This is a genomic window from Actinomyces oris, assembly GCF_001937665.1.
GTDB lineage: Bacteria > Actinomycetota > Actinomycetes > Actinomycetales > Actinomycetaceae > Actinomyces > Actinomyces stomatis.
Window position 1 is genome coordinate 1 of record NZ_MSKL01000018.1, and the last position, 25,873, is coordinate 25,873.

The window sequence follows — 25,873 nt, forward strand, 5'->3', positions numbered from 1 at the left end:
CTGCGACGACGGGCTCGAGCTGGGGTCACTGCTGGGCTGCGACGACGGGTTCGAGCTCGGGTTGCTGCTGGGCGTGGCCGAGGGTGTCGGACTCGGGGAGGGATTCTGCTGGGGCGGGGGCGGCACCTCGCAGGCGTCGGCCGCCTTCTTGGCCGCCTCGATGTGCTCGGTCACCGCCGAGGAGCTTCCACTCTCCTGAGCCTGGGCCGCCAGTGTGACGTGGGCGACGTACAGGTTGGTGCGCACCATGCATTCCGGGGAGCCGGCCTCCTTCGTCTTGGTCTTCGAGTCGACCTCGGCCTTGGGGGCCTCACTGAGAGCCTGGTTGAGGGTGGTGACCGCGGAGGTCGGGTCCTTCGCGGCGAGCTGACCGGTTCCCAGGTTGAAGTGGACGCGCCACTGCTCCAGCCAGGGGTTGATCGTGGCGACCGTCCGGTAGCGCGACAGTGCCGTGTCGTAGTGGCCGGCTGCAGCGGCACGGTTTCCGGCCAGGGAGATGAGGAAGATCGACCCGAGCCACAGGGAGACGATGGTGGCCAGCGCGGCGGGCACCCCACCGATCGCCAGGAGCCGACGGCGCCGTTTGAGGCGCGCCTCTCGCCGCAGGGGATCCTCCGGAGCCGAGGGGTCCGGTGAGGAGGCCCCGTCATTCGAGTCCGACTCCCGCAGGTAGTCGACCTCCTGCTCCGAGGGGACGCCGTCGACTCCTGGCGCACCCTGCGCACCGTCGGCGGCGCCGGGCTGCATCCCGCTCCGCCCCTGCCCGGGGACCTCACCGGGGCTGTTTCCTATCGTCATCATCTTCCCCTTCCCATGAGAAGACGCAGGCGACGGTCGGCTCGCATGAGATCGATGATCTCCCACAGCAGCAGACCGAAGGCGATGAGTCCCAGGGGCCAGGTCAGGTACACCCGGCTGTTGGTCTTGGTCCGCCCGTCGGAGGAGACGGCCTCGATGTCGAGGTTGGTGAACTTGCTCGTCGGGTCATCACCCGACCCGCCGGTGCGGTGGAAGTAGGGCAGTCCCATGTCCTTGGCCACGCTCTGGAGCTCGTCGGCGTCGATCTTCGACACCCCGGGCTGCCCGCCCTGGCCGTCGGTGATGTAGTCGGACTGGGTGTGCTCGCCGGTGGACGGCGAGCCGTCGTAGCTGCGCATCTTCCCGCCCTCGGTGGAGCCGTAGCCCAGCACCGCGCCGCCGTCGACGACGCCGGCCAGTGACTGCCAGGAGATGCCGGCGCTGTCGGCCGCCAGAGCGCCGCGCCCCTCATCAGTGGCCTCGCCGTCGGAGAAGATGTAGACGAGGCGGATGTCCTTGGGGTCGGACTGGCGCGACTGCGCCAGCGACTCCCCCAGCAGCGGAAGCGCCACCTCCAGCGAGGAGCCGGTGGCGTGGCCCGTGACCTCCTGCTTGAAGGAGCCGATCCAGGCGTCGACGGCGTTGGTGTCGTGGGTCAGCGGCAGCTCCCTGGCCGCGGTGTTGTCTAGGGCGATGATGGAGAACCTGGAGTCCGGGAAGGCCTCGCGGATGGCGCGCATGTCCGCCCGCACGCCGTCGAGCCTGGTGGAGGCCGACTGGTCGATGCCTTCGGGTCCTTTGCCCTGGTAGTCCTCCGCGGCCATGGACCCGGTGCGGTCCACCACCATGTAGATCTCCACGTTGGAGACGCTGATGGCCTCGCTGCCGCGGATCGCCGGCCCCGCCAGCGCCAGCACGATGACGACGACGATGGCCAGGCGCCTCCACCAGGCCCGGCGGGCGGACGGCTCGGCGTCGTCACGGACCAGGCGTCGTCGGGAGATGGCGAGCAGCCCCGCCAGGGCGGCCGCCACGAGCAGGACGAGGATCCACCAGGTGACCGGGATGAACGCGAAGTCCCCGATGATCGGAACCGGCTTCATGCTCGCCTCCAGGTGGTCAGTCCCAGGTAGCCCAGAAGCACCAGTGAGAGCGTGATGACGAGCCGCTGCGGGGTGTCGGTGCGACGGGTCTGCTTCCGGCCTCCGAGCGCGGAGACCTCGGTCTTCTCCAGCTCCTTGACGATCTCTCCCCCGGTGCCGGAGTCCTCGACGTCGTAGAAGCGTCCCTTGCCCTGCCCCTCAGTGACGGTCTTGAGCTCCTCACGGGACTCCTCGGGAGTCTTGTCGAGCAGGTTCTGGTAGTCCTGCTCATCGTCGGCGCCGTAGATGGAGAACAGGCGGATCTTGCGCTCGTTCAGGAGCTTGACGGCATCGGGCAGGGGGTAGATCTGCTCCTTGTCGGGGTCGATGACCTGGTTGTCGGTGGCCAGGATGATGGAGCGGGAGCGATCCAGCCCCTGGTTGTCGAAGGCCTGGGCGCAGGAGGCGAGCCCGTCACCGGCCAGGGAGGAGCCGTTGACGCCGGTGGTCAACGTGCCGCCGAAGGCCCTCTCGTAGTCGCGCTGCTGCTTCAGGGTGACATTCTTCGGGTTGATGTCCAGCACGTCGCCCAGCTCCTGCAGCTGCTCACGCAGCAGCTCGTAGTCGTCCGTGAGCGGGACGATGGTCTGCGCGGCCGAGTTCCAGGCCACGAGCCCCACCCGCTCGCCGTCGAAGTCCTCCAGGATCTCGGAGAAGGTCGTCAGGACCGAGGAGTCGATCCTGACCATCGACGTCGACACGTCCAGGCACAGGACGATGTCACGGTTGGCCAGGGCGTCGGAGCGCTGGGAGACCCGCACGGGCCGACCGGCGATGGCGGCGGCGCTCAGCAGGGCCGAGACCAGCATCACCGCCAGGAGCGCGTGCAGCCAGCGCTGAGCCCGGATGCGTTGGCGCACCGCCGGCAGCTGGAACAGGCTCGCCGAGTTGGCCAGGCGACGCGGAGGCTCGCCAACCTGTTCCGCCCCCCGGCGTCTCCAGGGCGGCTGGAACCGCTTGGGGCCCGTGCCGGAGCGGCGGTCGATGACGAGGACCGCGATGACCGCCGCCACGGCGATGACGACGAGAACGATGAACAACCAGAGCATCACCACTGGGTGACCACCTCCCTGGCGTGGGTGAGGGCCTCCTGAGCGGCGGCCTGCGGCTCACGGTCGAAAGAGGGCTGCTCCCACACGGCGAGCAGCTCGCCGACGTGCCCCAGCGGGTTGGCGTCCAGGGGACGTCCTGCCGCGCGCACGCTGCGCCGACGCTCCTCCACCGAACGCGGCCCGGCGGTTGCGGCCATGTCGAGGATCTCCGAGACCGTGGCGGTGGTGATCTCCTCACCACTGCGGGCCTCGGCGAAGCCGCGCAGCAGCGCCGCCAGCTCCAGGTGCAGCTCACGCAGGTCCAGCTCACCGGCATCCCAGCGCTGGGAGATCTCGCCGAGACGCTCACCCCACTGGCGGCGCTCACGCGGCGCCATGGGGATGTCTCCGACCTGCTGGGAGGTGTCGCGACGAGTCACCAGGAAGGTCCGCAGCAGCCAGGCGGTCACCAGGAGGAGGAGGACGACCACGACGATGACCATCCATATCGGCATGAGAACCGGGGGCATGATCTGCATGGGTCACCGCCTCCCTCTGGCCACGGCGGCGCGCTCACGCTGGAGGAGCTCGGCGATGGAGTCGATGAGCGTCTCCTCGGAGGAGACGACGCCGTACTCCAGGTGCCGGGCGTCGAGCACCTGCTCGACGGTGGCGCGCCACTGCTCGCGCACCACGGCCGCCTGGGCGGCCAGGTACTTGTCGGAGCGCAGGAAGGCGGGGATCTCGAAGGGCAGGTCGACATCCCGCCCGCGGCCGCCGTCCGGGCGCAGCGGGTCGTCGTCCTCGATCTGGACGACGATCATCTCGTGCTGGATCGACAGGCGCCGCAACCAGGTCGCGGCATCGGGGCCGGGGTGGGCGGTGTCGGTGATGAGAATGACCAGGCTGCGTCGACGGTGCCAGGTGCTCACCCGCTCCATGAGGCGCGGAAGGCTGGAAGGAGGCGCCCCGGGGGCCAGCTCGAAGACACCGGGAGGAGCCCCCTCGACGGGGACGTCGAGGTCCTCGTAGGTGCGGGCCAGCAACGCCAGCAGGGTCTCGACGTGCTTGGCCCCGGAACGGGCCGGGCGCGAGATCGTCCGGCCGGCGTCACCGGCCACGAGCGCCACCGAGTCCCCCCGCATCCGAGCCAGGTAGGCGAAGACCTCCGCGACCCCCAGGGCCAGGTCGCGCTTGTCCTCCCCTGAGGGGGTCATCGCCGCCATGGTCCGGCCGGTGTCCACAGCCAGCACCATGGGCATCATGGACTCACGCTGGTAGCGCTTGATGACCGGCTGCCCCAGGCGGGCCGAGGACTTCCAGTCGATGTCGGAGATGTCGTCGCCGGGTCGGTAGAAGGACATATCGTCGAAGTCCTGCCCGCGCCCGACGAACACCGACTTGTGGCGCCCGTCGAGCAGCCCCGTGGCGCGACGCAGGGTCGGCAGGCTCAGCGCCGCGCGCAGACGCTCGATCCGTGAACCGCGCCGGCCGTCGCCGGAATCGGACTCGGGCGCCCCGGGAGCGCCATGTACCTCCGTGCTCATCGTGCAGCTGGTCCCCACCGGGCTCAGGGCGTGGGGACGGCCGCGAAGATGGCGTCGATGATCGCCTCGGGCGCGACCCCGTCGGCCAGGGCGTCATAGGTGAGCACCAGGCGGTGGCGCAGCACCCCGTGGCGAAGCAGGCGGACGTCGTCGGGAATGACGTAGGTGCGCCCCTCCTGGAGGGCGACGGCCTGGGCCACCTTCATGAGCGCGATGCCTCCACGGGGGGAGGCCCCCACACGCACCTGCCGGTCCAGGCCGGGCACGGGCCGCGGGCCTCCGCCGCGGGAGGTGTTGATGAGGGCGACGATGTACTGCTTGATGACGGGGTCGACGTAGACCCGCTCGGCGGTGCGCTGAAGCCACTCGACGTCGTCGGTGGAGATGGGCCGTCCGGTGACGGGCTGGTCGAAGGTGCCGTTGGAGATGCGGTCCAGGACGTCGGCCTCCTCCGAGGGCCTGGGGTAGGTGAGCACCTCCTTCATGAGGAAGCGGTCCATCTGCGCCTCGGGCAGGACGTAGGTGCCCTCCTCCTCGATGGGGTTCTGGGTGGCCAGGACCATGAAGGGGTGGGGCAGCGGGTAGACGACTCCACCGATGGAGGTCTGACGCTCCTGCATGGCCTCGAGCATGGCCGACTGGGTCTTGGCGCTGGAGCGGTTGATCTCGTCGAGCAGGACGATGTTGGCGTGGACCGGCCCCAGCTGGGTGGTCATCTCGCCGGTGGAGGAGTTGAGGATCTGGGTGCCCACGATGTCGTTGGGCATGAGGTCAGGAGTGCACTGGATGCGCCGGAAGGAGCCGGAGACGGCGGAGGCCAGCGTCTGGGCGGCGGTGGTCTTGGCCAGACCGGGCACCGACTCCAGCAGGATGTGGCCGCTGGACATGAGGGCGGTCACCAGGGCCGTGCGCAGCTGCTCCTGACCGACGACACGCTGGGAGAAGATGTTGGCCACGGACGTCAGCAGCTCAGCGGCGCGTTCGACGTCGGCGTCCCCGGCGCCGCGGCGGCTGGAGGCGGCCTGGGCCTCGCGGCGCAGCGTCTCACGGGAGGGCAGAGGACCGGTGTCGACCTTCTCCTCCGCCGGCGCCGCCGGTCCCGAGGGATAGCCGGGAACCGTCACCCTGGATGATGCGGGCGGCACGGTGGGGGCCCCCGAGCTCTTCGGGTCGATCTGAGGCGGGAACGAGGGCGGCTGCTGGCCCGAGGCCGGGACCCCCTGCCCCACGGAGGACCCGACGGGCTGACCGGCCTGACGGGCCGCCGGTTGCCCGGCCGGCTGGCCACTGCCCCAGCCGCCCGGCTGACTGCCGGGTTGGGCACGGTGCTCGGGCTGCATGCTCATGGTTCTCCTCGCTCAGTTCTGGCTTGATTCCTCGCGCCACGTGCTCGCGCCTGGATAGGCGACGCATCGGCAGGCTATACGAGCCGGGGCCACCTGGGGTACGAGCAGAGAGGAAGTCCTCCCCACAGCCCCGGCAGGAGCCCACTTTTCACCGAACTCGCACCGCTTTGAAGGAAATGTGAGACGAATCGTCATGGGGCCGGACCCCGGGATCAGAGCTGGCCGAGGTTCACCCGGTTCCCGGCCATGCTCAGGCGGAGCCCGTCATTGGTGACGATGGCGCTGGTCGGACGCAGCCCCGGCGGCAGGGAGCTCGCGGGGATCGTGATCTGCCGGGAGTCCAGCCCGATGTAGCTGAGCATGCTGCTGTCATCCGTGGCGACGTCAACGCCGGCGTTCTCCCCACCCATCCGGGTGGAGGTGACGGTCAGGACCAGGCTGCCGTCGGCGCCCAACGACGGAACGATCTCAGCCTCACCGCCCAGACCGAGCAGGGACATCGAGGCCTGGATGACCCCCGGATCCTGAGTGCTCGTCCCGGTGCGCTTGGCCTGAAGGGTGACGCCCTGCAGCTTCGGGTGCGACACGGCGGCGAGCGCGGCCACCTGCTCCCAGCTGATGGTGCCCGACGCCGTCACCGTGTCAGTCGGGTAGGGCTTGTGCAGGCTGATGCGGCTGAGATCGACGTCGACGTCACTGAGCGTGACCGAGGTGCCGCCCTGGCCCTTGGAGGTGATCTTCAGGCTCGGGGAGTCAACGCTCAGACTGTCCAGCGAGCCGCCGACGATCTGACGCAGAACGATTCCCCTGGTGGTGATCCGGGCGTCCGGGCTGAGCCCCGGCAGGGCGGAGCGCACCGCGGCGTCGACCTGCCCGCGCACGAGGTACTCCGTCCCGACGGCCCCGGCGCTCACGATGACGACGAGCACCACCAGGACCGCCAGCCATCGTCGCACGCGACGTCGTCGGGCAGGACGGGGGCGGTAGTCCTCAGAGGAGTCCTCCTCCGAGAAGTCGTCCTCCTCGGGGCCACCCACGAGAACCTCGTCGAGGAACGTCCTGTCAGGGGAGGTCTCCTCAGCGATGTACTCAGCGGCCTCCTCCGGCTCCTCGGGCGAGTCGGTGTTACTCCGGTCGTTCATCTCTCCTCGCGTCACGTCATCGCCTCGGCGCCGACGGCGAGCTCTGGGCCACCGGGGCGGTGCTCACCGAGCGCTCGGCCGTCTGGTCGGCGGGGGCCTGGTTGGCGGCCAGCTCCTCATCGAGCATGTAGAGGTCCTCGGCGGTGACCATGAGGGTGGACACGGCGTGCTCCACCAGGGCGGTACGCCGGTTGGAGGCGGCTCCGGCCACGCGGCCGCCGCGCAGCCCGCGCACCCCCACCCGATCGAGCTTCTCGCAGACGTTGTCGAGCTTGCGGTTGAACTTGGTCAGCGGCCAGCCCAGGCGCGCCGCGGCCGCTGCGGAGGAGGGGATCTCGGCGGCCCCGGTCCCGGCCCGTTTGAGCACCGGCTCGGACAGCGCCAGGACGAGCAGCAGCTGGGAGCGGGTCATCGGGGTCACCCCGATGGTGGTCTGTCCCGAGGACTGACGCACGCCGTCGATCCCGGAGAAACGGTCCTCCCCGGAGGTGATGAGGTTGATCTCGTAGGTGGTCGGGCCGGCGGAGAAGGTGAGGATGACCCTCGGGAAGACCAGCGGCATGCGGGCTCCCGGAGCCAGCCGCGACTGGACCAGCCCCTCGCCGTCGGTCAGGGTGGCCGACAACCGCGACCCCTCGTTGGCGATCCACCAGAGGTTCTCGGCGTGGGCGAAGACCAGGAAGCGGCGGTGGAGGTAGGGGTTGTCGTCGATGTCGAGGTCTCCGCCTCGACCGATGACGAAGGTGTCGGCCGGGGCGACCCGGTAGATCTCACCGGAGAAGTCCAGGACGAGCTCATCGGGCTGCTCCGGATTGACCTCTGGCATCTCCGTCCACGTCAGGTCGCTCATGAATTCTCCTTCCACAGTCCCGGTTCATGATCGGCACCCGGGTCCAGTCTTGCTGAGAACCCGGATCCGCACCGGCGAAGCAGTGCCACACGGACCGTGACCTCAGCCACTACGGAACCTCAGCCATGACGGCGGATCAATACGGAGCGTCACCCCGTCGCCGACATCCATCAGGTCCCCCATGAAGACCGGCGTCGGCATTCCCGACCCCAGCAGGACCGGCGTCGCACCGGGGCGCGCCAGGACCGTGCCGTTGGATGAGTTGAGATCCTGGGCCAGGATGCTCCACCCCGAGATCGTCAGCAGGAGGTGGGAGCGCGACACCATGTGCTGCGGGCTGGGCACCGCGACCAGGGCCACGATGTGCGGGTCGCCCCCGGTCTGCACCTGGGGGGCGCGTCCGACAACGACGTCTCCGGCCACCTCGACGGCGGCACCGGTCGACAGGGTCAGTGTGGCCAGAGCCGGCCGGCGCACATAGGAGAACACTCCCGTCAGGGGCTGGCGGCAGATCAGGCACTCCAGGATCTCGGGCGGGTTGGCATGCCCCTGGGGGCAGATCGAGGCCCGCACGGGCGGCGCTGCGATGAGAGCGGCCTCGGAGGCGGAGACGACCTCCGTGTTGGGCAGGGCCTCCAGCGGCTGGGGCGCCCGTACGGGCTGGGGCTGCTTGCTCTTGGAGTTGTCCGGCGCGGTGGGGGTGTTGGCCGTCGGGCTGCCGCCCGAGCTCGCCGAGGGGGCCGTGGGGGCGCGGTGGGAGCCCCGGCGCCGACGCCCCGATCCGGGCTCCGGCTCGGGGTAGTCCGGGAACGTGCTCATGTCACCGGTGTCGGAGCCCTCCGCAGTGGCGTCCGAGCCCTGCTGGTCCGGAGACTCGAAGGAGTCGTCGGGGTCCTCCCAGACGCCGGTCTCCAGCAGCTCGGGAGCCGAGTCCGCGGGGCTGTCGGCCTTCGCGGGAGACGGTGTCTCCAGGGGTTCCTGGACCTCCTCCTGCGGCGACTGGGCGACCGGGGTGATCGGCGTGAGCAGCGTGGTCTCGTCGCTGGGCTCCGCCGGGACGATACCGGTGGAGCCCGGCGCCGTGGACCTCGGATCCGAGCTCCGTGGCGCCGCGACCTGCGAGGTCCCCGCAGTCTGCGGGGACTGCGCGGTCGGGGCCTCCGACGCCGTCGGCCCCACCGTCGGCAGGTAGGTGCCTCCCAGGGCCTGAAGAACCCGGAGCCCCGTCTCAACAGAGACGGCACAGGAATCAGAGCCGGTGGCCGGGTTGATGACGGCGACCCCGTCAACACCGTCGACCCGCAGAGCTCCGTCCGACAGGCGCGTCAGCCCCTCGGGCAGCGGAACGCGCTCACCCGGCAGGGACGGGGAGGGGATCGGGGAGGCCGTCACTGAGCCCCCTGTGCGCTCACACCGCCGGGGGCGGCTGCGGGAGCCTCCGGCAGACAGGTCGGCACCTGGAGGGAGTCGACGACGACGGCGGTGGTGTTGTCATGCCCTCCGCCTTCCAGGGAGGCGGCCACGAGGAGCTCGGCCGTGCGCTGCGCCGTGTAACCGGCCGCCAGCACGGTGGCGATGGCCTCGTCGTCGAGCTCGTCACTGAGGCCGTCGGAGCAGATCAGGAGCCGGTCTCCGGCAGATACCGGAACGCTGTAGAGATCCGGGACGGCGGAGTCGGCGATGCCCCCGCCCAGAGCCCGGGTGACGACGTTGCGGCGGGGGTCGCGGCGCGCCTGCTCGGGCGTGAGCTCACCGGTCTCAATGAGGATCTGGACCCGGGAGTGGTCACGGGTGACCTGGGAGAGCATGTCGTCGCGCAGCAGGTAGACCCGGGCGTCCCCGATGTTGAAGATGACCCAGGTCGGACGCCTCACCCCCTGCTCGTCCTCCATCCAGGCCAGGATGACGCCGGCGATCGTCGCACCGGGCAGGTAGGCGGCGTGGGACGGGATGGCGACGATCGCCTCCTGGGCGGCCTTCACCGCGCGGACCACCGTGTCGACGTCGGTGACCGTCGCCCCGGCCAGTGAGTAGAGGGAGTCGAGGGCCACCTGCGTGGCCATACGGCCGGCGGCATGCCCACCCATGCCGTCGACGACGACGAAGGCCGGAGCGATGGCGAGGTAACCGTCCTCGTTGATCGTCCGCAGGCGCCCCACGTCAGTGGCCGCACCGACAACGACCTCCGAGGCCCTGACACCGTCTTCACTGCGGATCACGATGGCATCGGCGTCAGCACGAACGTGCTCGCTCATCGTCTCCCTTTCCCTTGCGTCGCTTGCACTCCCCTAGTAAACCCCAGCACCCGGTCCGGAACCACCGCACCACCGCCCGCATTTCACCATGCGGGAGCCCACACCGAGCCGAAGGCGAACAGCGCCGGTTCCCGGTCCGCCCACCAACCGGGCCCCCACCACAGCCGTCATCGGCGACCGTCCGCGGTCGACCGACACTGACAAGCTGCGGCCGTGACCCGTCAGGCAGTCGGAACGACGGTGTCCTCAGGTAGTCTTCCAGCGTGGCCGGCTGACCGACCCATAAGCCGCTGACGTGGTACCGCGTTCCCAGACTCGGTACCACGGGCGGCCCGAGACCCGACCCACGACGACCCCAGGTGCCGGTCACAACCTGGAACGACGTCGTTTCCCGACCCTCGAAGGACCCAGCATGTCTCAGGCCAAGGACGAGCTTGTCGCGCGAGCGCAGGATCCCAACGCAGAGTTGGAGACCCTCCACCAGCTGGCGCAGAACTATCCCGGCCTGCGCCCCTACATCGCCGCCAACCCACGCACCTATCCCGCCCTCCTGGAGTGGCTGGGAACCCTGGGCGACCCCGCGGTCGACGCGGCCCTGGCCTCTCGCAACAACCAGCCCCAGGCAGCGCAGTCGTCACAGACGTCGCCACAGCTGGCGGTGGTCTCGCCCCCCGGCGCCCAGCCGAGCGCGTCGTCGGCCAGGTCCTCCGAGGCCCCCACTCAGGTGACCCTGCCCCGTTCACTCCAGTCCGGCAGCGCGGCCTCCGGGGCCTCTGCGATCTCCGCCACCAGCTCGAGGAGCGCCGCGAGCGCACCGAGCACCTTCAACACGGCCGGCGCGAACACGCAGGTCGACGGCTTCCTGGCCAACGGTGACCCGACCGTCTCCGACCCCACCTTCCGCCCCGGCCAGACGATCGTCCCCCAGTCGCCGGCCCGCCCGGCCCAGCCCGCCCTGCAGCAGACCTTCCAGCAGTCCGCGAACGTCTCCCAGTCGCAGAGCACGATCATTCCGGCTCCCGTGCAGCAGTCCCCCGCGGCGACCAGCGACGACGGCGTCTTCGGCGTCGGCACTGAGGACGACGACTCTCAGCCCCCCTCCTCCTTTCTGACCTCCAACCGCATTCTGCTGATCCTGGCGCTCCTGGTGGCCACCGTCCTGGTCTTCCTGGCGACCTGGTACCTCTCCGGCGGCAGCGGTAAGGGCTCGGCCACCGACTCGAGCACCGAGGCCCCTGCCGACAGCGGCCAGGCCGCGGCCCAGGACGGCGCCTCCTCGGCCTCCCAGTCCGCCACCTCCCAGGCCTCGGCCACACCGAGCGCCTCGGCGACGCCCACGCTCAAGGCGCCCGCACCCCCCAATGCTCAGGAGCTGCCCGCCTTCGACGCCCCCAGCGGCAACATCAGCTGCACCCTGGGGGATAAGGACGTCACCTGCGTCATCAACGAGCACGCCTCGACCGCTTCCTGCCCGTCCTCGAAGCCGCTGACGGTCACGATCGGCACGGATGGGAAGTCCAGACAGAGCTGCGGGTCGACCTTCACCCCCAAGGGCGTCAGCCTCAGCTACGACTCCTCCGCCAAGAACTCCACCTTCGCCTGCAAGTCGACCAGCTCCGGCATGCAGTGCTGGAACCAGGTCAACGGCCAGGGCTTCATTCTCAGCCGCGAGAAGGTCGTCTCCACCACCAACGGCAACAACTGATCGGTTTCACTCGAGGTCGGAGCCCCGCCCGCCGGGGCTCCGACCTGTCCTCTCCCTTCCACCTTCCAGCAGCGCACAGCTTCCGACATGGCCACCTCCTACCGAACGATTCTCATTCACCCCGGTGCCCGCTCCTTCACCAGTGCCGGGCTCATCGCGCGTTTCCCCATGTCCATGGTGGGGATCGCCACGATCCTGGCGGTCGAGGAGCTCTACGGCTCTTACACGGCCGCGGGCCTGGTCAGCGCTGCGAACTTCGTGGCCATGGCTATCGGGGCGCCGATCCTTGCCCGGTGCGTCGACCGCTACGGCCAGTCGCGGGTCATGCTGCCTGCGATCCTCGTGTCATCCCTGAGCCTGGTGGGGCTGGTCGCCGCCGCCTCCATGCACACGAACCTGGGACTCCTGGCCGCTCTGTCGGCCCTGGCGGGAGGGTTGGCCGGTTCCATGGGCTCACTGGTGCGGGCGCGCTGGACGGCGATGCTCACCCGCCCCGAGGAGGTTCACGCGGCCTTCTCCCTGGAGGCGGCCCTGGACGAGGTGGCCTTCATTCTCGGCCCGGTACTGGCCACGGCCCTGTGCACGACGCCGCTCCTGCCGGTGACCTCGGGCTGGGTGAGCTGCGTGGCGATGCAGCTGTTCGGCGGGCTGTGGTTCCTCAGCCAGCGCGCCACCGAGCCCGCGCCGCACCCGCCACGGCCGCGGCGCACCGCTGAGGCCGCTGAGCAGTCCCAGGAGGGCACGGCGCATCCTCCGGTGATGCGCTACGGCGCCATGGTGGCCACCGCCATCGTCTTCCTCATCCTGGGGGCCATGTTCGGGGCCAACGACGTCGCCGCGGTGGCCTTCGCCACCGAGGCCGGGCACAAGTCCGCCTCGGGTCTCGTCCTGGCCGTCTGGGGCGTGGGCTCCTTCGCGGCGGCTCTCCTCTACGGCTCGCGCACGTGGGGGTGGCCGCTGTGGAAGCAGCTCATGGCCGGGCTGGTGGGGCTCGCGGTAGGCGCCTCGACCTTCGGCTTCGCGCCGAGCCTGGTGGTGCTGTCCGTTCTGGCCCTCTTGACGGGGCTGGCCATCGCCCCCACCCTGACCAGCGGCAACAACATCGTGCAGGTGACGGTGGCCCCCTCCCAGCTGACCGAGGGCCTGGCCTGGGTGAGCACAGCGCTCAATATCGGGGTCTCGGTCGGGTCCCTGCTGGCGGGGCAGGCCACGGATGCCGGCGGCTCGCGCGCCGGGTACCTGGCGGTGGCCGGCTTCGCCTGGGGCGCCGTCATGGTCGGCGTTCTGGGGCTGCCCGCGCTCAGGCGGGCACGGACCAGCCGTTCTCTGGGGGGTCACTGAGCCGCCTCGGCGGGCGACTCGGTTCCCGGCACCCCTGGTGGCTCTTCTACACTCAGCACGATGCCCATCGCAGGAAATCCACAAAACGCCCCGCTTCCCTCCCAGTCGGACACTGGCCCCGCGGACCATCCGGACCGTCGGGGCGGGACATCCGCCACCAGGACCCCGCGGCTGATCGCAGCCGCGGGCGCCGTCACGCCAGCGCCCTTCGTCACTATTCTGGGGTGGCTGGCTCTCCTGATACCCGCCTACTGGTCCCTGGTGGATGACACTGGCCAGTGGCTCTTCAAGCTGGACTCCTTCGTCTATTACGAGGGCGTCCGTCAGTGGCTCGACGGCGGGGACCTCTACAGCTGGTACGCCAACCCGCCTCAGCACCTGTGGCCCTTCACCTACACGCCCCTGGCGGCCTGGGTGTTCACGCCCCTGACCTGGATGTCGTACCAGTCGGCCACCGTGGTGCTCATGGTGGCCACGCCGCTGTGCGCCGCCGTGACCACCAACGCGGTTCTCCGGCGGCTGGGAGTCGAGCCCTGGATGGCGCACTCCCTGACACCGTGGCTGGCACTCATCGGGGTGATCGCGCTGGAGCCCTTCCCCAAGACCATGGAGTACGCACAGGTCAACGCCATTCTCATGGCGCTGGTGGCCGTTGACCTGTTCCTGGTCCCCGAGCACTCGCGCTGGCGCGGAGCCCTCAGCGGCCTGGCCGCGGCGATCAAGCTGACGCCGGCGGTCGCGATCCTGGTGCTCCTGGTGCGTCGGGAGTGGAGGGCGGCGGCCACCATGGCGGGCAGCGCCGTCGGGCTGACGCTTCTGGCCGGCCTGGCGGCCCCCGCTGAGTCATGGGAGTTCTTCACCTCAGCCATGTGGGATCCGGGACGCGCCGGTTTCGCCGACTACTCGGGTAATCAGAACCTCAAGGGCGCGATCGCCCGGGGACTGCCGGAGTCCGCCTGGAACCTCACCTGGGCGGCCTGCTCCCTGCTCGCCGTGGCGGCGGCCTGGTTCCTGTGCCGCCGGCTGGACCGGTTGCGGGGAGTCGACGCCCCGGCCGGCGGTGTCGGGCAGGACGACGGCCTGGTTCTGTCCCTTCAGGTCAGCGTGGTCATGGTGCTCGGTCTGCTCATCTCCCCCATCTCCTGGTCGCACCACTGGGTGTGGTGCCTGCCCGCGCTCATGTCGGTCGCGGCGGCGACCTGGCGCTGGGGCTCGACCGCGCTCGGCGTCGCCGGTGCCGCCGGAGTCCTCGTCTTCGTCCTGGCGATGCAGTGGTGGTTCCCCGAGCAGAACCATGTGGAGCAGAACTGGCCCACCTGGGCCAAGGCCGTCGGCTCGAGCTACACCTGGTGGGCACTGGGCTGCGGAGCCGTCCTGTGGTGGGCGAGCGGCCGGCGCCTGAAGGCTTTGCGCCACTAAGAGGCGGTTGCGGTCGTACCTGGGGTCGCCCGTTCAAGGGGGCGGGGTACAACGCGCGAACCATCCGACGAACGCACGAGGCCGGCCCGGTCACGGGGCGGGCTCCGTCGCTCAGGATCGCCGCCCCCACCGACCCAGAAGGCCTTCACATCGGCCCCGTGAAATCGGCCCGTCGTCTAGGATCCAGGGGTGCCCCTCTCCGACATCGCCCGCGCCGTCGAGGACCAGTTCCATCGCGACACCGTCCCCGTCCTCAAGCGTCAGGGCTGGCGTCCCCGCGTCATTCCCTACGACGGCTACGGCACCAGCGCACCGGCTCAGCCGGACCCGACGGCGCCGCAGCGCCAGGTCAAGGAGGCCCAGCGCATCGGGACTGGAACCCACAGGAGCCCCGCCTCATCGTCCCGCGGCGCCACCTCCGACTCCCCTCAGCCCGCCCCCATGGCGCGGGTCCTGGCCCGCATGGTGATGCGTCCCCAGGACGCCCCGGCCGAGGGGCCGCTGTTCCGCTCCCTGCCCGCCGCTCTTCCCATCAGCGCCGCCCAGGCCCGCAACTTCGCCATGACCGGGCTGAGCGATGCTCAGCGCGGCTGGCACCTGTTCATTGAGGTGCCGGTGGCCTTCCTGCCTGTGACGGTCCACGTGGGCCGCGCCAGTGTGCGCACCCGGGCCGACCGCAGCGGCTACATCGACGTCGTCGTACGCGATCACGGCCTGGAGCCCGGCTGGCACGAGGCCAGGATCGAGGCGATGGGGGCGCATGCGGTCGCCGCCAAGGTCCTCATCATCCCCGAGGGGCCGCGCCTGGGCATCATCTCCGACATCGACGACACCGCCATGGTCACGCACGTCCCCCGCGTGCTCGTGGCCGCCTGGAACCAGCTCGTCAAGTACTCCTCGGCGCGCGAACCGGTCCCCGGGATGGCCGAGCTCTACTCGCGCATCCAGGCGGCCCACCCGGGCACCCCGATGATGTACCTGTCCACCGGCGCATGGAACGTGGTGCCCACCCTGCGCTCCTTCTTCGCCCGCCACGGCTTCCCCTCGGGGCCCGCACTCATGACCGACTGGGGGCCGACCAACACCGGCTGGTTCCGCTCGGGCATCGAGCACAAGCGCACCGAGCTGCGCCGGCTCATGATCGACCTGCCTCAGATCACCTGGATCCTCTTCGGCGACGACGGCCAGCACGACCCGCACATCTACGGCGAGGCCGCCCGTCACCACGCCGACCGGATCGCCGCCGTCGCCATCCGCCGCCTGACCGCCACCCAGCAGGTGCTCGCCGGAGGGCTGACCGCGCACCCCATGGGCATCGGCCCCGAGGCCCGGACCCTGGCCGAGGCCGACGTGCCCGTCGTCGTGGGCACCGACGGCTACGAGCTGGCCCGGCTCCTGCCCCGCGAGCTGCTGGAGGCATCGCCACGCCGTTGACGGCCTCACGGCGACCACCACCGAGGGCGATGGCGATTCTCGGCCGACTCCCCTCCATGCGGCATGTCTCACGCAGGCCCCTCCACCTGCGTCGATCCCCGGCAGCATGCGGCTCAGCGGGTAACCCCCTCTCTTCACAGGGACACCACAGGCCGACCCTACGAGCCCAACAGGCCCCAGCAGTTACCTGGGTTCACCGGGGCGGACGTCCCCGTTCCCATCCCCATCGAACAGGAGGAAGCACATGTCCCCCTTCTCCATGAACTCCACGGACTCAACAGACTCCACGAGCCTCTCTGAGGACTCCTTGACGGCCCGCAAGAGCTCGGCCCCCTCAGCCGCCGCGTCACTGCGCCGCCATGCGATCCTGGCCGACCTCAACGTGCTGCAGGTGGCAACCCTCATGGGCACCGGACTGCTGGTGGCGCTCGGCGTGATCCTGGGCGGACGCTCCTACATCACCACCGTCACACCGGACGGACTGGTCAGCTCCCAACCGAGCACCCACGGCACCAGCACCCAGGACCCCACAACGGGTTCGATTCCCCCCACCGGCGACTCCTCGGAGAAGACCGTGTGATCCCAGGGGAGAACCGTCGCGCGTCCGCAGCGCCTCCACATGTGACGCTGTGGGCGATCAAGCGGCCACCAGCGCCCCTTCACGCCAGTCACCCCGACCCACGACCGGTATGGTGATGGCGCACCAAGCAGTGCTTCCCTCAAGCTCAGGAGACGATATGGCCGGCAAGATCCCCTTCATCCTCGGACTCGGCGCGGGATACGTGCTCGGGACCCGCGCGGGGCGCGCCCAGTACGAGCGCATCAAGACCGCCGCCTCGAGGGTCGCTGAGCGGCCCTTCGTGCGCACCCGGGTCGACGCCGCCTCCAGCCACGTCAAGCAGGCCGTGCGCGCCCAGGGCGAGGCCGTCACCGAGAAGGTCGCCGACGCCGTCAAGGAGAGGCTCTTCGGGGCGCCGTCGGCCAAGGGCAACGGCCAGTCCCAGCCCGTCGACGCCGGTCAGGCCAGCGTGCGGCCGGTCAGTGAGAACTCCTGAGGTCGACTGAGACCGCAGACGGCCCCTAGCCCTGCTCGGGCCGCTCCGAGGAGGCGCTCCCCTGCGTCGCCCGCTCACCGCGGCCGCGCCAGGAGGGGGCCTTGAGCGGCCCCATCATGAGCGCCCGGCGCCAGCCGACCAGCGCGCCGGTCACGTCGCGCCGCCCGGCCCGGCGCCGCTCCCTGTCGGAGATGACCGGCAGCTGCCAGGAGCGCCAGTAGGCGAGTACGCACAGGCCCGCGCCGACCACGGTGGACACGAGCATGGCGTGCGCGTCGGCCACCCCCGCCTTGACGGCCACGACCTGGGTGCCGGCGGCGATGAGCGCCGGGATCGCGTAGAGCTTGTTGCCGCCGAAGACGGCCGGGGTCTCCCCCACCGCGACATCGCGGATCATGGAGCCGCCGATCGCCGTGAGGCAGCCCAGCAGGAGCGCCGGCATGACTCCGAGCCCGTGAGTGAGGGCCTTCGAGGCCCCGGTGGCGGCCCAGCAGCCCAGGATGACGGCGTCGGCCACCACGAGCAGACGCCGGGTGGGACGCGAGGTCAGCGGCACGAACCAGGCCACCGTCGCCCCCAGGCAGGCGGTGTAGAGGTAGTAGGGGTCGGTCAGGGCGAAGGGCGGACCGGCCTGGATCATGACGTCGCGCAGGATGCCGCCGGCAGTGGCCGTGAGCATGGCCAGGACGATGAAGCCCACGAGATCGAAGTTCTTGCGCCGGGCGATGAGCCCGCCCAGGATCCCGTTGAGCAGGACCCCGCACAGGTCCAGCAGCCGGAAGGTGTCGGTGAGGGACGCCGGCATGTGAAGCGTGAGGGAAGAGACGTCCAGCACCCCGCTTGCCCGCCTTTCGCTCATGTCATGGCTGCGTCCCGCCGTCAACCCCGGTGTCGGCCTGGCAGCCCGCTGTTATCAGGCACCTTAGCCCACTGCGGAGCGAGGGTACGGCACCCCACCGCCGCGGATCATGCGTTGCGGCGATACGAAACCTCAGGTGGTCAGGGCGTACCGGCCCACGCGATGATCGGGGCGTGTCCTCCCGCTACTCGCCCCCTAAGGACCTGAGCCGCTACGCGTGGCTGTCCATCGCTGCCGCTCTCGTCACGATCGCGGTCAAGGGCGGCGCGGCCTGGCTGACCGGCTCGGTGGGTCTGCTCTCCGACGCCGCGGAGTCCGTGGTCAATCTCGTCGCCGCCGTCGTCGCCCTCATCGTGCTGAGGATCGCGGCCAAGCCCGCCGACGCCGACCACCAGTTCGGGCACTCCAAGGCCGAGTACTTCTCGGCCGTCGTCGAGGGCGTCATGATCTTCGTGGCCGCCGCCTTCATCATCATCTCCGCCGTCGGGCGCCTCATTGACCCGCAGATGCCCGAGCAGCTGGGGGTGGGGCTGGCGGTCTCGGTCATCGCCTCGCTCCTCAACGGCGCGGTGGCGTGGGTGCTCTACCGGGCCGGGCGCCGCGAGCGCTCCATGACCCTGGTGGCCGATGCCAAGCACCTGGCGACCGACGTCGTCACCTCCGCCGCGGTCCTGGTCGGGGTGGCGCTGGTGGCCGTCTTCGACTCGGCCGTGCTCGACGCCGTCGTCGCCCTGGGGGCCGGGCTCAACATCATGTGGACCGGATTCACGCTCATCCGCGACTCGGTGGGCGGCCTCATGGATATCGCCCCGTCCATCGAGGTGCTTCGCAATGTTGAGGAGGTTCTGGCGCGCCACCGTCAGACGGGCATGATCGACTTCCACGCGGTGCGGGTGCGCGAGGCCGGCAACCGGCGGTTCATGGAGCTGCACGTGCTGGTTCCGGCGGCCTGGAGCGTCAAGAAGGGGCACGACTTCACCGAGCAGGTCATCGACGAGCTCATCGAGGCCGACACCAGCCTGCGTATCTCGGCGCACCTGGAGCCCATCGAGGATCCCAAGTCCTACGAGGACCTCGAGGATATCTGAGGACATCTGACGTCAACTCGGTTTTCATCAACGTCCCGACATGTCAGACTCAGCCTCATGAATGCAATGAGGCTCACCGGCTCAGCACCGTCGCTGCGCCAGCACGCAATCACCGCCCCCACCCCCAGTTGGCGCCGGCCGGACCACGTCGTCCTGGAGACCTGCGTCGAGGACGTTGAGGGTGTGAGGATCTCCGCCCGCGCCGGGGCCGACCGGGCCGAGCTGGGTGCGAACCTCACCGCCGCCGGCACCACTCCCTCGATCGGCACCATCGAGGCCGCGATCTTCGCCGCCGCCGAGCAGGTCGAGCAGCGCCGCGCCCAGGCCGGCGCCCACTGGGCGGACAAGCCCGAGGCCGCCGCCCCCTTCGGCCTGCGGATCCTCATCCGCCCCCGAGGCGGGTCCTTCGTCTACAACCCCGATGAGGGCCGGGCCATGATCGCCGACGTGCGGCGGATCGCCTCTCTCGCCCTGGAGATGGCCGAGTTCACCCGACCCCAGGCCACCGGCGGGGGGCGCGCAACGCTGCCGCCGGCCGTGGACCTGGGCTTCGTCGTCGGCGCCCTGACCGACGACGGCACCGTCGACCGCGGCCTCGTGCGACTGCTGGTCGACATGTCCAACGGCGCCCCGGTCACCTTCCACCGGGCCTTCGACCACTGTCGCGACACCGTCGAGGCCTACGGGGACCTCGAGGGACTCGGCGTGCGCTACGTCCTGACCAGCGGGGCGGCCCAGACCGCGGCCGCCGGCGCCTCGGTGATCGCCGGGCTGGTGGCCAGTGGTGGACCGACCGTGGTCGCGGCCGGGGCCGTGCGCCCCGACGGCCTGGTCGACCTGGTGGAGTCCACGGGTGTGCGCGAGGTCCACATGCGCTGCCCCCGCGAGGGGCTGAGCCCTGACGAGCCCCAGCGCACCGATGAGGCCCTGGTGCGCCGCGCCGTCGAGACGGTCCGCGCGGTGCCGCTTCCCGAGTAGCTCGCCGGCGGCTCCCCCTCCTGCCCTCACCCGCCCGACGGCGACGCTGAGGCCGGGTGCGTGCCCCATTCGATTCGGGGCGTCCACCCGGCCTCAGTCGCCCCCCACCCGCCCGCATGTCCCCCTCGTCGCATTGCTCCGGTCCGGGTTCCGCCCGTTGTCGGAGAATCCTCACGGTTCGTAGATATCCACAGACCTCACGGCGTCCGGCGGTCTCGACGCTTCCATCACGCTGGAAGCGCAATCGGGACAACTACCTACACATCCCCCATGCTCACCCCTATTTTCTGTCTTAGGTTGACCCCATGAACGACGTCCGTATCGATACCCCCCGCGGGATCACCCTGGCCGGCACCCTCCAGCTGCCCGCCGGAGCCGCCCCCATCGATCTGGAGGTTTCCACGACGTCGGAGGACGCCGAACCCCCGCAGGCACGACCTGAGGGAGTGGTCCTGCTGGCGCATGACTTCCTCACCGACCGTCATGGTCAGGGCGGGCGCCTGGACTGGATCGGTGCCCGCTACCGCGAGGCGGGTCTGGCCACGCTCAACCTGGACTTCTCCGGCCTGGGCGAGTCCGACGACGACGTCATCACGCTGGCCGGGGAGGCGGAGGACCTGCGGGCGGCCTCCAGCTGGCTGGCCGGCCTGGGCTTCACCCGGCAGATGATCCACGCCAACGGTTTCGGGGCGACGGCGGCTCTCCTGGCCCGGCCCGAGCAGGTGCGCACGGCGGTGCTCGTAGGCGCCATCGTGGGGCCGCAGTCGATTCTGTGGGAGGAGATCTTCTCCCCCGAGCAGCTCGATGAGCTCGCCCAGCACGGGCTGACGCGCCTCGTGGATGACAATCCCAACTCACGTGACTGGAACGTCCTGTCCAAGGAGACGTTGGCCGACTTCTCCATGCAGGATCCGCAGCGCACCCTGGCGGACCTGCCCTGGCCGGTGCTCATGGTGCACGGGGTGCTGTCCAACGAGCTGCCCGACACCGCTGAGGCAACCGCCAAGGGCTTCCCGCTGCTGCCCGACTCCAGCCAGATGGTCCACGTCCACGCCGAGACCCTGGACCAGGCTCAGGAGGAGGTCGCCCGCCTGAGCCTGGAGTGGGCCCAGCGCCGCCTGCGCTGAGAATCAGGGGCCGTGACCGCTGCGCCCCTCCGCTGTCAGCGACCTGAGAGAGGCGACGACGCGCGCATAGGGGACAATGGGTCACCTATGGAACAGGGCGAGGACCGCAACCAGGGTCACAGCGGCGATCAGGCCGACCGGCACAACAACCAGCAGGGCCGGCGCGCCTCGCATGACCGCAATCGTCGGGGCCGGCGCCCGGGCCGGGCCGGAGGACGGCGTCGCAGCACCTGGAAGGGTTACTCCCCCGAGCAGCTCGCCGCCCGCGCCGCCGCCGTCCCGGCGATCGTCTACCCCGAGGAGCTGCCGGTCTCCGCCCGCCGCGAGGAGATCGCCACCGCCATCGCCGAGCACCAGGTCGTCATCGTCGCCGGCGAGACCGGCAGCGGCAAGACCACCCAGCTGCCCAAGATCTGCCTGGAGCTGGGGCGGGGCGTGACCGGGATGATTGGTCACACCCAGCCGCGGCGCATCGCCGCGCGCAGCGTGGCCGAGCGCATCGCCTCCGAGCTGGGCACCCCGATCGGGCCGGGCGGCGTCGTCGGCTACCAGGTGCGCTTCACCGAGGAGGTCGGCGAGAACACCCTGGTCAAGCTCATGACCGACGGCATTCTGCTGGCGGAGATCCAGTCCGACCCCCAGCTGCGCCGCTACGACACGATCATCGTGGACGAGGCCCACGAGCGCAGCCTCAACATCGACTTCATCCTGGGCTACCTGGCGCGCCTGCTGCCCCAGCGCCCCGACCTCAAGGTCATCATCACCTCGGCCACCATCGACTCCGAGCGCTTCGCCGAGCACTTCGGCCGCGAGCAGATCGGCGACCGGGGGCGGCCCTTCACCGTTCCCGCCCCGGTCATCGAGGTCTCCGGACGCACCTACCCCGTTGAGGTGCGCTACCGTCCCCTGGCTCCCGACGACGCCCCGGCCGCCTCCGACGACACCGGCGGCGAGGCGGCCGGGCCCGCCGCCGGTTCCAGGCCCGGCCCGGCAGGACCCGGCGAGCTGAGCGAGGCCGAGCTGGAGGCCCTGACCTCGCCCGACCCGAAGGTGCGCGCCGCGGCCCGGGCCCGCCGTGAGGCCATCCGCTCCGGTGCCGGCTCCACGTCGCTCGAGCCCCGCAACCAGGGGGTACGCGGCAAGGGCCGGGCCGGCTCCGCGGCCGCCGAGTCCAGTGAGCCCAGGGACCAGGTGACCGGCATCCTCGACACCGTCGACGAGCTCCTGGGCGAGCCCAGCGGCGACATCCTCATCTTCCTGGCCGGTGAGCGCGACATCCGCGACACCGAGGCGGCCCTCATCGACCACCTGGGGGCGCGCTACACGCCCGACGGCCGCTCGCGCACGCCGGGCGCCATCGAGGTCGTGCCCCTGTACTCGCGCCTGAGCGCCGCCGAGCAGCACCGGGTCTTCGAGGCCCACCAGGTGCGCCGCATCGTCCTGGCCACGAATGTGGCCGAGACCTCCCTGACGGTTCCCGGGATCCGCTACGTCATCGACCCGGGCCTGGCGCGCATCTCCCGCTACTCCAATCGCACCAAGGTCCAGCGCCTGCCGATCGAGCCGGTCAGCCGGGCCAGCGCCAACCAGCGGGCGGGCCGCTGCGGGCGCGTGGCCGACGGCATCGCCATCCGCCTGTACTCGCAGGCCGACTTCGAGGCGCGCCCGGAGTACACCGAGCCGGAGATCCTGCGCACCTCGCTGGCCAGCGTCATTCTGCAGATGGCGGCCCTGGGGCTGGGGGCGGTGGAGGACTTCCCCTTCCTGGACGCCCCGGACTCCCGCCAGGTCCGCTCCGGCCTGCAGCTGCTCACGGAGATCGGCGCCATCGAGCCGGCCGGGGCCGCCTCCGCCCGGTCCGGCGACGCCCCCGACCGGGGCCGCCGGGGACCGCGCCTGACGGAGATCGGGCGGCGCCTGGCGCGCCTGCCCATCGACCCGCGCCTGGGGCGCATGCTCCTGGAGGCCGGTGAGCTGGGCTGCGTCGGGGAGGTCATGGTCATCGTGGCGGCCCTGTCCATCCAGGACGTGCGCGAGCGCCCGGCGGACAAGCAGGAGGCCTCCGACGCCCTGCACCGGCGCTTCGCGGACCCCACGAGTGACTTCCTGACCTACCTCAACCTGTGGCGCTACCTGCGCACGCAGAGCCGCGAGCTGTCCGGCTCGGCCTTCCGGCGCATGTGCCGCGCCGAGTTCCTGCACTACCTGCGGGTGCGCGAGTGGCAGGACGTCCACGCCCAGCTGCGCCAGCTGACCCGCCCGCTGGGCCTGGATGCCGCCCCGGTGGAGCTGCCGACGGCCCGTTCGATACGGGCGGCCACCGAGGCCCTGGAGCCGGGCAGCCACGCCGCCCAGATCGCCAACGGGGGCGTGGCGGCCGCCGTCGTGGCCCTGGGGCGCAGCGCGGACACGCCAGACGCCGACGCGATCCACCGCTCGCTGCTGGTGGGGCTGCTGTCCAATGTGGGTAACTGGGACGAGCGTCGTCGGGAGTACGCCGGCGCGCGCGGGACGCGCTTCACGATCTGGCCGGGCTCGGGTCTGCGCCGCAAGACCTACGACTGGGTGATGACCGCCGAGCTGGTGGAGACCTCCCGGCTCTTCGCCCGCACGGTGGCCAAGGTGGACTCCCGGTGGATCGAGCAGGTGGCGGACCGGGCGGGTCTGACCCGCCACGTCTTCGGTGAGCCCTACTGGTCGACCCGCCAGGGGGCGGCCATGGTCCACGAGAAGGTGCTGCTCTACGGGATGACACTGGTGGCGGACCGACCGGCGACGCTGGCGAGCGTGGGGACGGACTCGGCCCGCCAGGTGGCCCGGGAGATGTTCATCCGCTCGGGCCTGGTGGAGGGCGGCTGGCACGCCCGCCACGGCTTCGTGGAGCGCAACCGGGCCCTCATCGAGGAGCTTCAGGACGTGGAGCGGCGTCGGCGCGAGCACGGCCTGCTGGCCGACGACGCCGCCCTGTTCGACTTCTACGACGACCGCGTCCCCGAGGAGGTGACCTCCGCGGCGGCCTTCGACGCCTGGTGGAAGGAGCAGCGGCGCGCCGCCCCGGACCTGCTGGACTTCACCCGTGAGCTGCTGCTGCCCGGTGGGGGTGACGCGAGCGGCTTCCCGGACACGTGGGTGCAGGGAGACCTGACCCTGGGCCTGGACTACGTGTTCGAGCCGGGTCACCCCGAGGACGGGGTCAGTGTCCAGGTGCCGGTGGAGGTGCTGGGGCGTCTGACCCCGGAGGGCTTCGACTGGCTGGTGCCGGGGATGCGGGCCGAGCTGTGCGTGGCCACGATCCGGGCGCTGCCCAAGCGAGTGCGCCGCCAGCTGGTGCCGGCCCCGGACGTGGGCGCCCAGGTGTGGGCGCAGATCGCGCAGGAGTTCCCGACGCCGCCGGGTGCGAGCTGCCCGGAGGTGCCCTTCGAGGATGCCTTCAGCCGGGTGGTGCTCCGGCTCAAGGGCGTGGAGATCACGGAGGCGGACTGGGCCGAGGCCGCCGAGCGGCTGCCGGATCACCTGGCGATGGCTTTCGCCGCCCTGGATGCCCGGGGCCGGGTCATCGGCCGCAGCCGGGACCTGGTCTCGCTCCAGCAGCGGTTGTCGGGCAAGACGGAGGCCGCTGTGCGCTCGGCGGTGCGCGGCGCACTGGCCCAAGCGATGGCAGAGGCCCAGGAGCGCCAGGGCGCACAGGGCGGAAGGTCCGGCCGCAAGGGGCGCAAGGGGAAGGGCGGGCGTCCGGCTGCCACCCAGCATCCCGACGGCGCCGCCGTGACCGCGGGGGTCGCAGGGGCCTCCGGGGCCGGCGCCGGCCTGGAGGAGCGCCAGGGCCTGACCGACTGGCCCCGTGGCGTGCCGGGCCTGGGCGACCCGGACGCCTCGACGATCCCGGCCTCGGTGGAGTCGGCGGGCCGGGCGGGCCTGGTGGTGCGCGGTTACCCGGCACTGGTGGCGGCCTCCGCCAGGAGCGCGGACTTGAGGATCCTGCCCGACGCCGCCGCCCAGGTGAGTGCCCACGGCGCCGGGGTCACGGCGCTGGCCCTGGCGCGCACAGCACTGGCCCCGGCCCGGGTGACGAGCCGGTGGAGCGCCCAGGAGTCGCTCATCCTGGCGGCCAGTCCCTACCGGAGCACCGAGGCGCTGGTGGAGGACGTGCAGGCGGCCGCCGCTCGAATCGTGGCCGGGCGCTGGGCGGCGTCGGCCTCCGGCTGCCCACTGGCCGAGGTGCGCAGACAGGAGGTCTTCGCCTCACTGGCCGACGTCATGCGCGATGAGCTCGAGGATGAGGTCTACCGGGTGGCCCGACACGCGGCCGCGGCGCTCAAGGCGGCCCGGGAGGTGGACCGCGTGGTGGGTGAGCACACCTCCCTGACCCTGCTGGGCACGCTCCAGGAGGTGCGCGAGCATGCGGCCGCCCTGGTTCCGGACGGTTTCATCACCGCCACTGCGCCGGAGCATCTGGCGCATCTGGAGCGCTACCTGCGGGCCCTGGCGATGCGGGTGGAGAAGGCGGCCTCATCGCCGTCGGCCGCCTCCCAGGACGCGGCCCTGGCCTTCCAGGTCTCCCAGGCCCAGGAGGTGGTGGACAAGGCCCGCACCAAGGCTGCCTCGCTGCCGGCCGACCCCCAGCGCGAGGCCCTCCTGGAAGAGGCCCGCTGGATGGTGGAGGAGCTGAGGGTGAGCCTGTTCGCCCAGACACTGGGCACGAGCCGCAAGGTGAGCCTCCAGCGCATCACCAAGCTCTGCGCCCAGATCACCTGAC

Annotated in this window: 21 protein-coding genes; 10 read left to right on the forward strand and 11 right to left on the reverse strand. The window is 70.9% G+C overall.

The window, feature by feature from the left end; all coding sequences use genetic code 11:
* From BKH28_RS07280 to BKH28_RS07325, 10 genes are all read right to left on the reverse strand, one after another.
* On the reverse strand, positions 1 to 798 hold a 798-nt coding region (locus BKH28_RS07280; RefSeq protein WP_256695528.1), incomplete at its 3' end, for a hypothetical protein.
* Positions 798 to 1,901, reverse strand: coding sequence for a vWA domain-containing protein (locus BKH28_RS07285; RefSeq protein ID WP_075418177.1), 1,104 nt, complete (start codon positions 1,899 to 1,901; stop codon positions 798 to 800). The genes BKH28_RS07285 and BKH28_RS07280, both read right to left, overlap by 1 nt.
* Positions 1,898 to 2,995, reverse strand: coding sequence for a vWA domain-containing protein (locus BKH28_RS07290; RefSeq protein WP_075418178.1), 1,098 nt, complete (start codon positions 2,993 to 2,995; stop codon positions 1,898 to 1,900). Before BKH28_RS07290 ends, BKH28_RS07285 begins: the two co-directional genes overlap by 4 nt.
* Positions 2,989 to 3,510, reverse strand: coding sequence for an alpha-amylase (locus BKH28_RS07295; protein ID WP_075418179.1), 522 nt, complete (start codon positions 3,508 to 3,510; stop codon positions 2,989 to 2,991). Before BKH28_RS07295 ends, BKH28_RS07290 begins: the two co-directional genes overlap by 7 nt.
* Before the next feature lie 3 nt (positions 3,511 to 3,513).
* A complete protein-coding gene (locus BKH28_RS07300; RefSeq protein ID WP_075418180.1) occupies positions 3,514 to 4,518 on the reverse strand; it encodes a DUF58 domain-containing protein in 1,005 nt (334 codons plus the stop codon).
* 23 nt (positions 4,519 to 4,541) lie between these two features.
* Positions 4,542 to 5,864, reverse strand: a complete 1,323-nt coding sequence (locus BKH28_RS07305) for an AAA family ATPase (RefSeq protein WP_075418181.1) — start codon at positions 5,862 to 5,864, stop codon at positions 4,542 to 4,544.
* Positions 5,865 to 6,076: 212 nt separating this feature from the next.
* A complete protein-coding gene (locus BKH28_RS07310; protein WP_075418182.1) occupies positions 6,077 to 7,006 on the reverse strand; it encodes an LmeA family phospholipid-binding protein in 930 nt (309 codons plus the stop codon).
* Between the two features lie 16 nt (positions 7,007 to 7,022).
* Complete coding sequence (locus tag BKH28_RS07315; protein WP_075418183.1) at positions 7,023 to 7,856, reverse strand: hypothetical protein; 834 nt, start codon at positions 7,854 to 7,856, stop codon at positions 7,023 to 7,025.
* Between the two features lie 102 nt (positions 7,857 to 7,958).
* A complete protein-coding gene (locus BKH28_RS07320; protein ID WP_075418184.1) occupies positions 7,959 to 9,248 on the reverse strand; it encodes an FHA domain-containing protein in 1,290 nt (429 codons plus the stop codon).
* Complete coding sequence (locus BKH28_RS07325; RefSeq protein WP_075418185.1) at positions 9,245 to 10,111, reverse strand: PP2C family protein-serine/threonine phosphatase; 867 nt, start codon at positions 10,109 to 10,111, stop codon at positions 9,245 to 9,247. Before BKH28_RS07325 ends, BKH28_RS07320 begins: the two co-directional genes overlap by 4 nt.
* 412 nt (positions 10,112 to 10,523) lie before the next feature.
* On the opposite strand from BKH28_RS07325, the gene BKH28_RS07330 reads away from it, so the two are divergent.
* The 6 genes from BKH28_RS07330 to BKH28_RS07355 all read left to right on the forward strand — a co-directional run bounded on the left by BKH28_RS07330 (position 10,524) and on the right by BKH28_RS07355 (position 17,065).
* Positions 10,524 to 11,816, forward strand: a complete 1,293-nt coding sequence (locus BKH28_RS07330) for a hypothetical protein (protein ID WP_075418186.1) — start codon at positions 10,524 to 10,526, stop codon at positions 11,814 to 11,816.
* A gap of 87 nt (positions 11,817 to 11,903) precedes the next feature.
* Positions 11,904 to 13,157 (forward strand): MFS transporter, encoded by a 1,254-nt coding sequence (locus BKH28_RS07335; protein ID WP_075418187.1) that lies wholly within the window; start codon positions 11,904 to 11,906, stop codon positions 13,155 to 13,157.
* A 60-nt stretch (positions 13,158 to 13,217) separates the two neighbouring features.
* Entirely contained in the window at positions 13,218 to 14,576 is a 1,359-nt protein-coding gene (locus tag BKH28_RS07340; protein WP_081380081.1) for a glycosyltransferase 87 family protein, read from the forward strand.
* 189 nt (positions 14,577 to 14,765) lie between these two features.
* Positions 14,766 to 16,010, forward strand: a complete 1,245-nt coding sequence (locus BKH28_RS07345) for an App1 family protein (protein WP_075418188.1) — start codon at positions 14,766 to 14,768, stop codon at positions 16,008 to 16,010.
* Between the two features lie 244 nt (positions 16,011 to 16,254).
* Positions 16,255 to 16,590 (forward strand): hypothetical protein, encoded by a 336-nt coding sequence (locus tag BKH28_RS07350; RefSeq protein WP_075418189.1) that lies wholly within the window; start codon positions 16,255 to 16,257, stop codon positions 16,588 to 16,590.
* 157 nt (positions 16,591 to 16,747) lie between these two features.
* The gene (locus BKH28_RS07355) at positions 16,748 to 17,065 is read left to right on the forward strand and encodes a protoporphyrinogen oxidase (RefSeq protein WP_075418190.1); all 318 of its coding nucleotides are present in this window, start codon (positions 16,748 to 16,750) and stop codon (positions 17,063 to 17,065) included.
* Positions 17,066 to 17,090: 25 nt separating this feature from the next.
* Here BKH28_RS07355 and BKH28_RS07360 read toward each other — a convergent pair whose 3' ends face one another.
* Complete coding sequence (locus BKH28_RS07360; RefSeq protein WP_075418212.1) at positions 17,091 to 17,870, reverse strand: trimeric intracellular cation channel family protein; 780 nt, start codon at positions 17,868 to 17,870, stop codon at positions 17,091 to 17,093.
* Positions 17,871 to 18,097: 227 nt separating this feature from the next.
* Here BKH28_RS07360 and BKH28_RS07365 point away from each other — a divergent pair, with 227 nt between their 5' ends.
* The 4 genes from BKH28_RS07365 to BKH28_RS07380 all read left to right on the forward strand — a co-directional run bounded on the left by BKH28_RS07365 (position 18,098) and on the right by BKH28_RS07380 (position 25,872).
* Positions 18,098 to 19,012, forward strand: a complete 915-nt coding sequence (locus BKH28_RS07365) for a cation diffusion facilitator family transporter (RefSeq protein ID WP_075418191.1) — start codon at positions 18,098 to 18,100, stop codon at positions 19,010 to 19,012.
* A gap of 66 nt (positions 19,013 to 19,078) precedes the next feature.
* The gene (locus BKH28_RS07370; protein WP_178388847.1) at positions 19,079 to 19,990 is read left to right on the forward strand and encodes a copper homeostasis protein CutC; all 912 of its coding nucleotides are present in this window, start codon (positions 19,079 to 19,081) and stop codon (positions 19,988 to 19,990) included.
* Positions 19,991 to 20,295: 305 nt separating this feature from the next.
* Positions 20,296 to 21,117, forward strand: coding sequence for an alpha/beta hydrolase family protein (locus BKH28_RS07375; protein ID WP_075418192.1), 822 nt, complete (start codon positions 20,296 to 20,298; stop codon positions 21,115 to 21,117).
* 87 nt (positions 21,118 to 21,204) lie between these two features.
* Positions 21,205 to 25,872 carry a DUF3418 domain-containing protein gene (locus BKH28_RS07380; RefSeq protein ID WP_075418193.1) on the forward strand — a complete coding sequence of 1,556 codons (4,668 nt, stop codon included), beginning with the start codon at positions 21,205 to 21,207 and terminating at the stop codon, positions 25,870 to 25,872.
* Position 25,873: the final 1 nt, after the last annotated feature.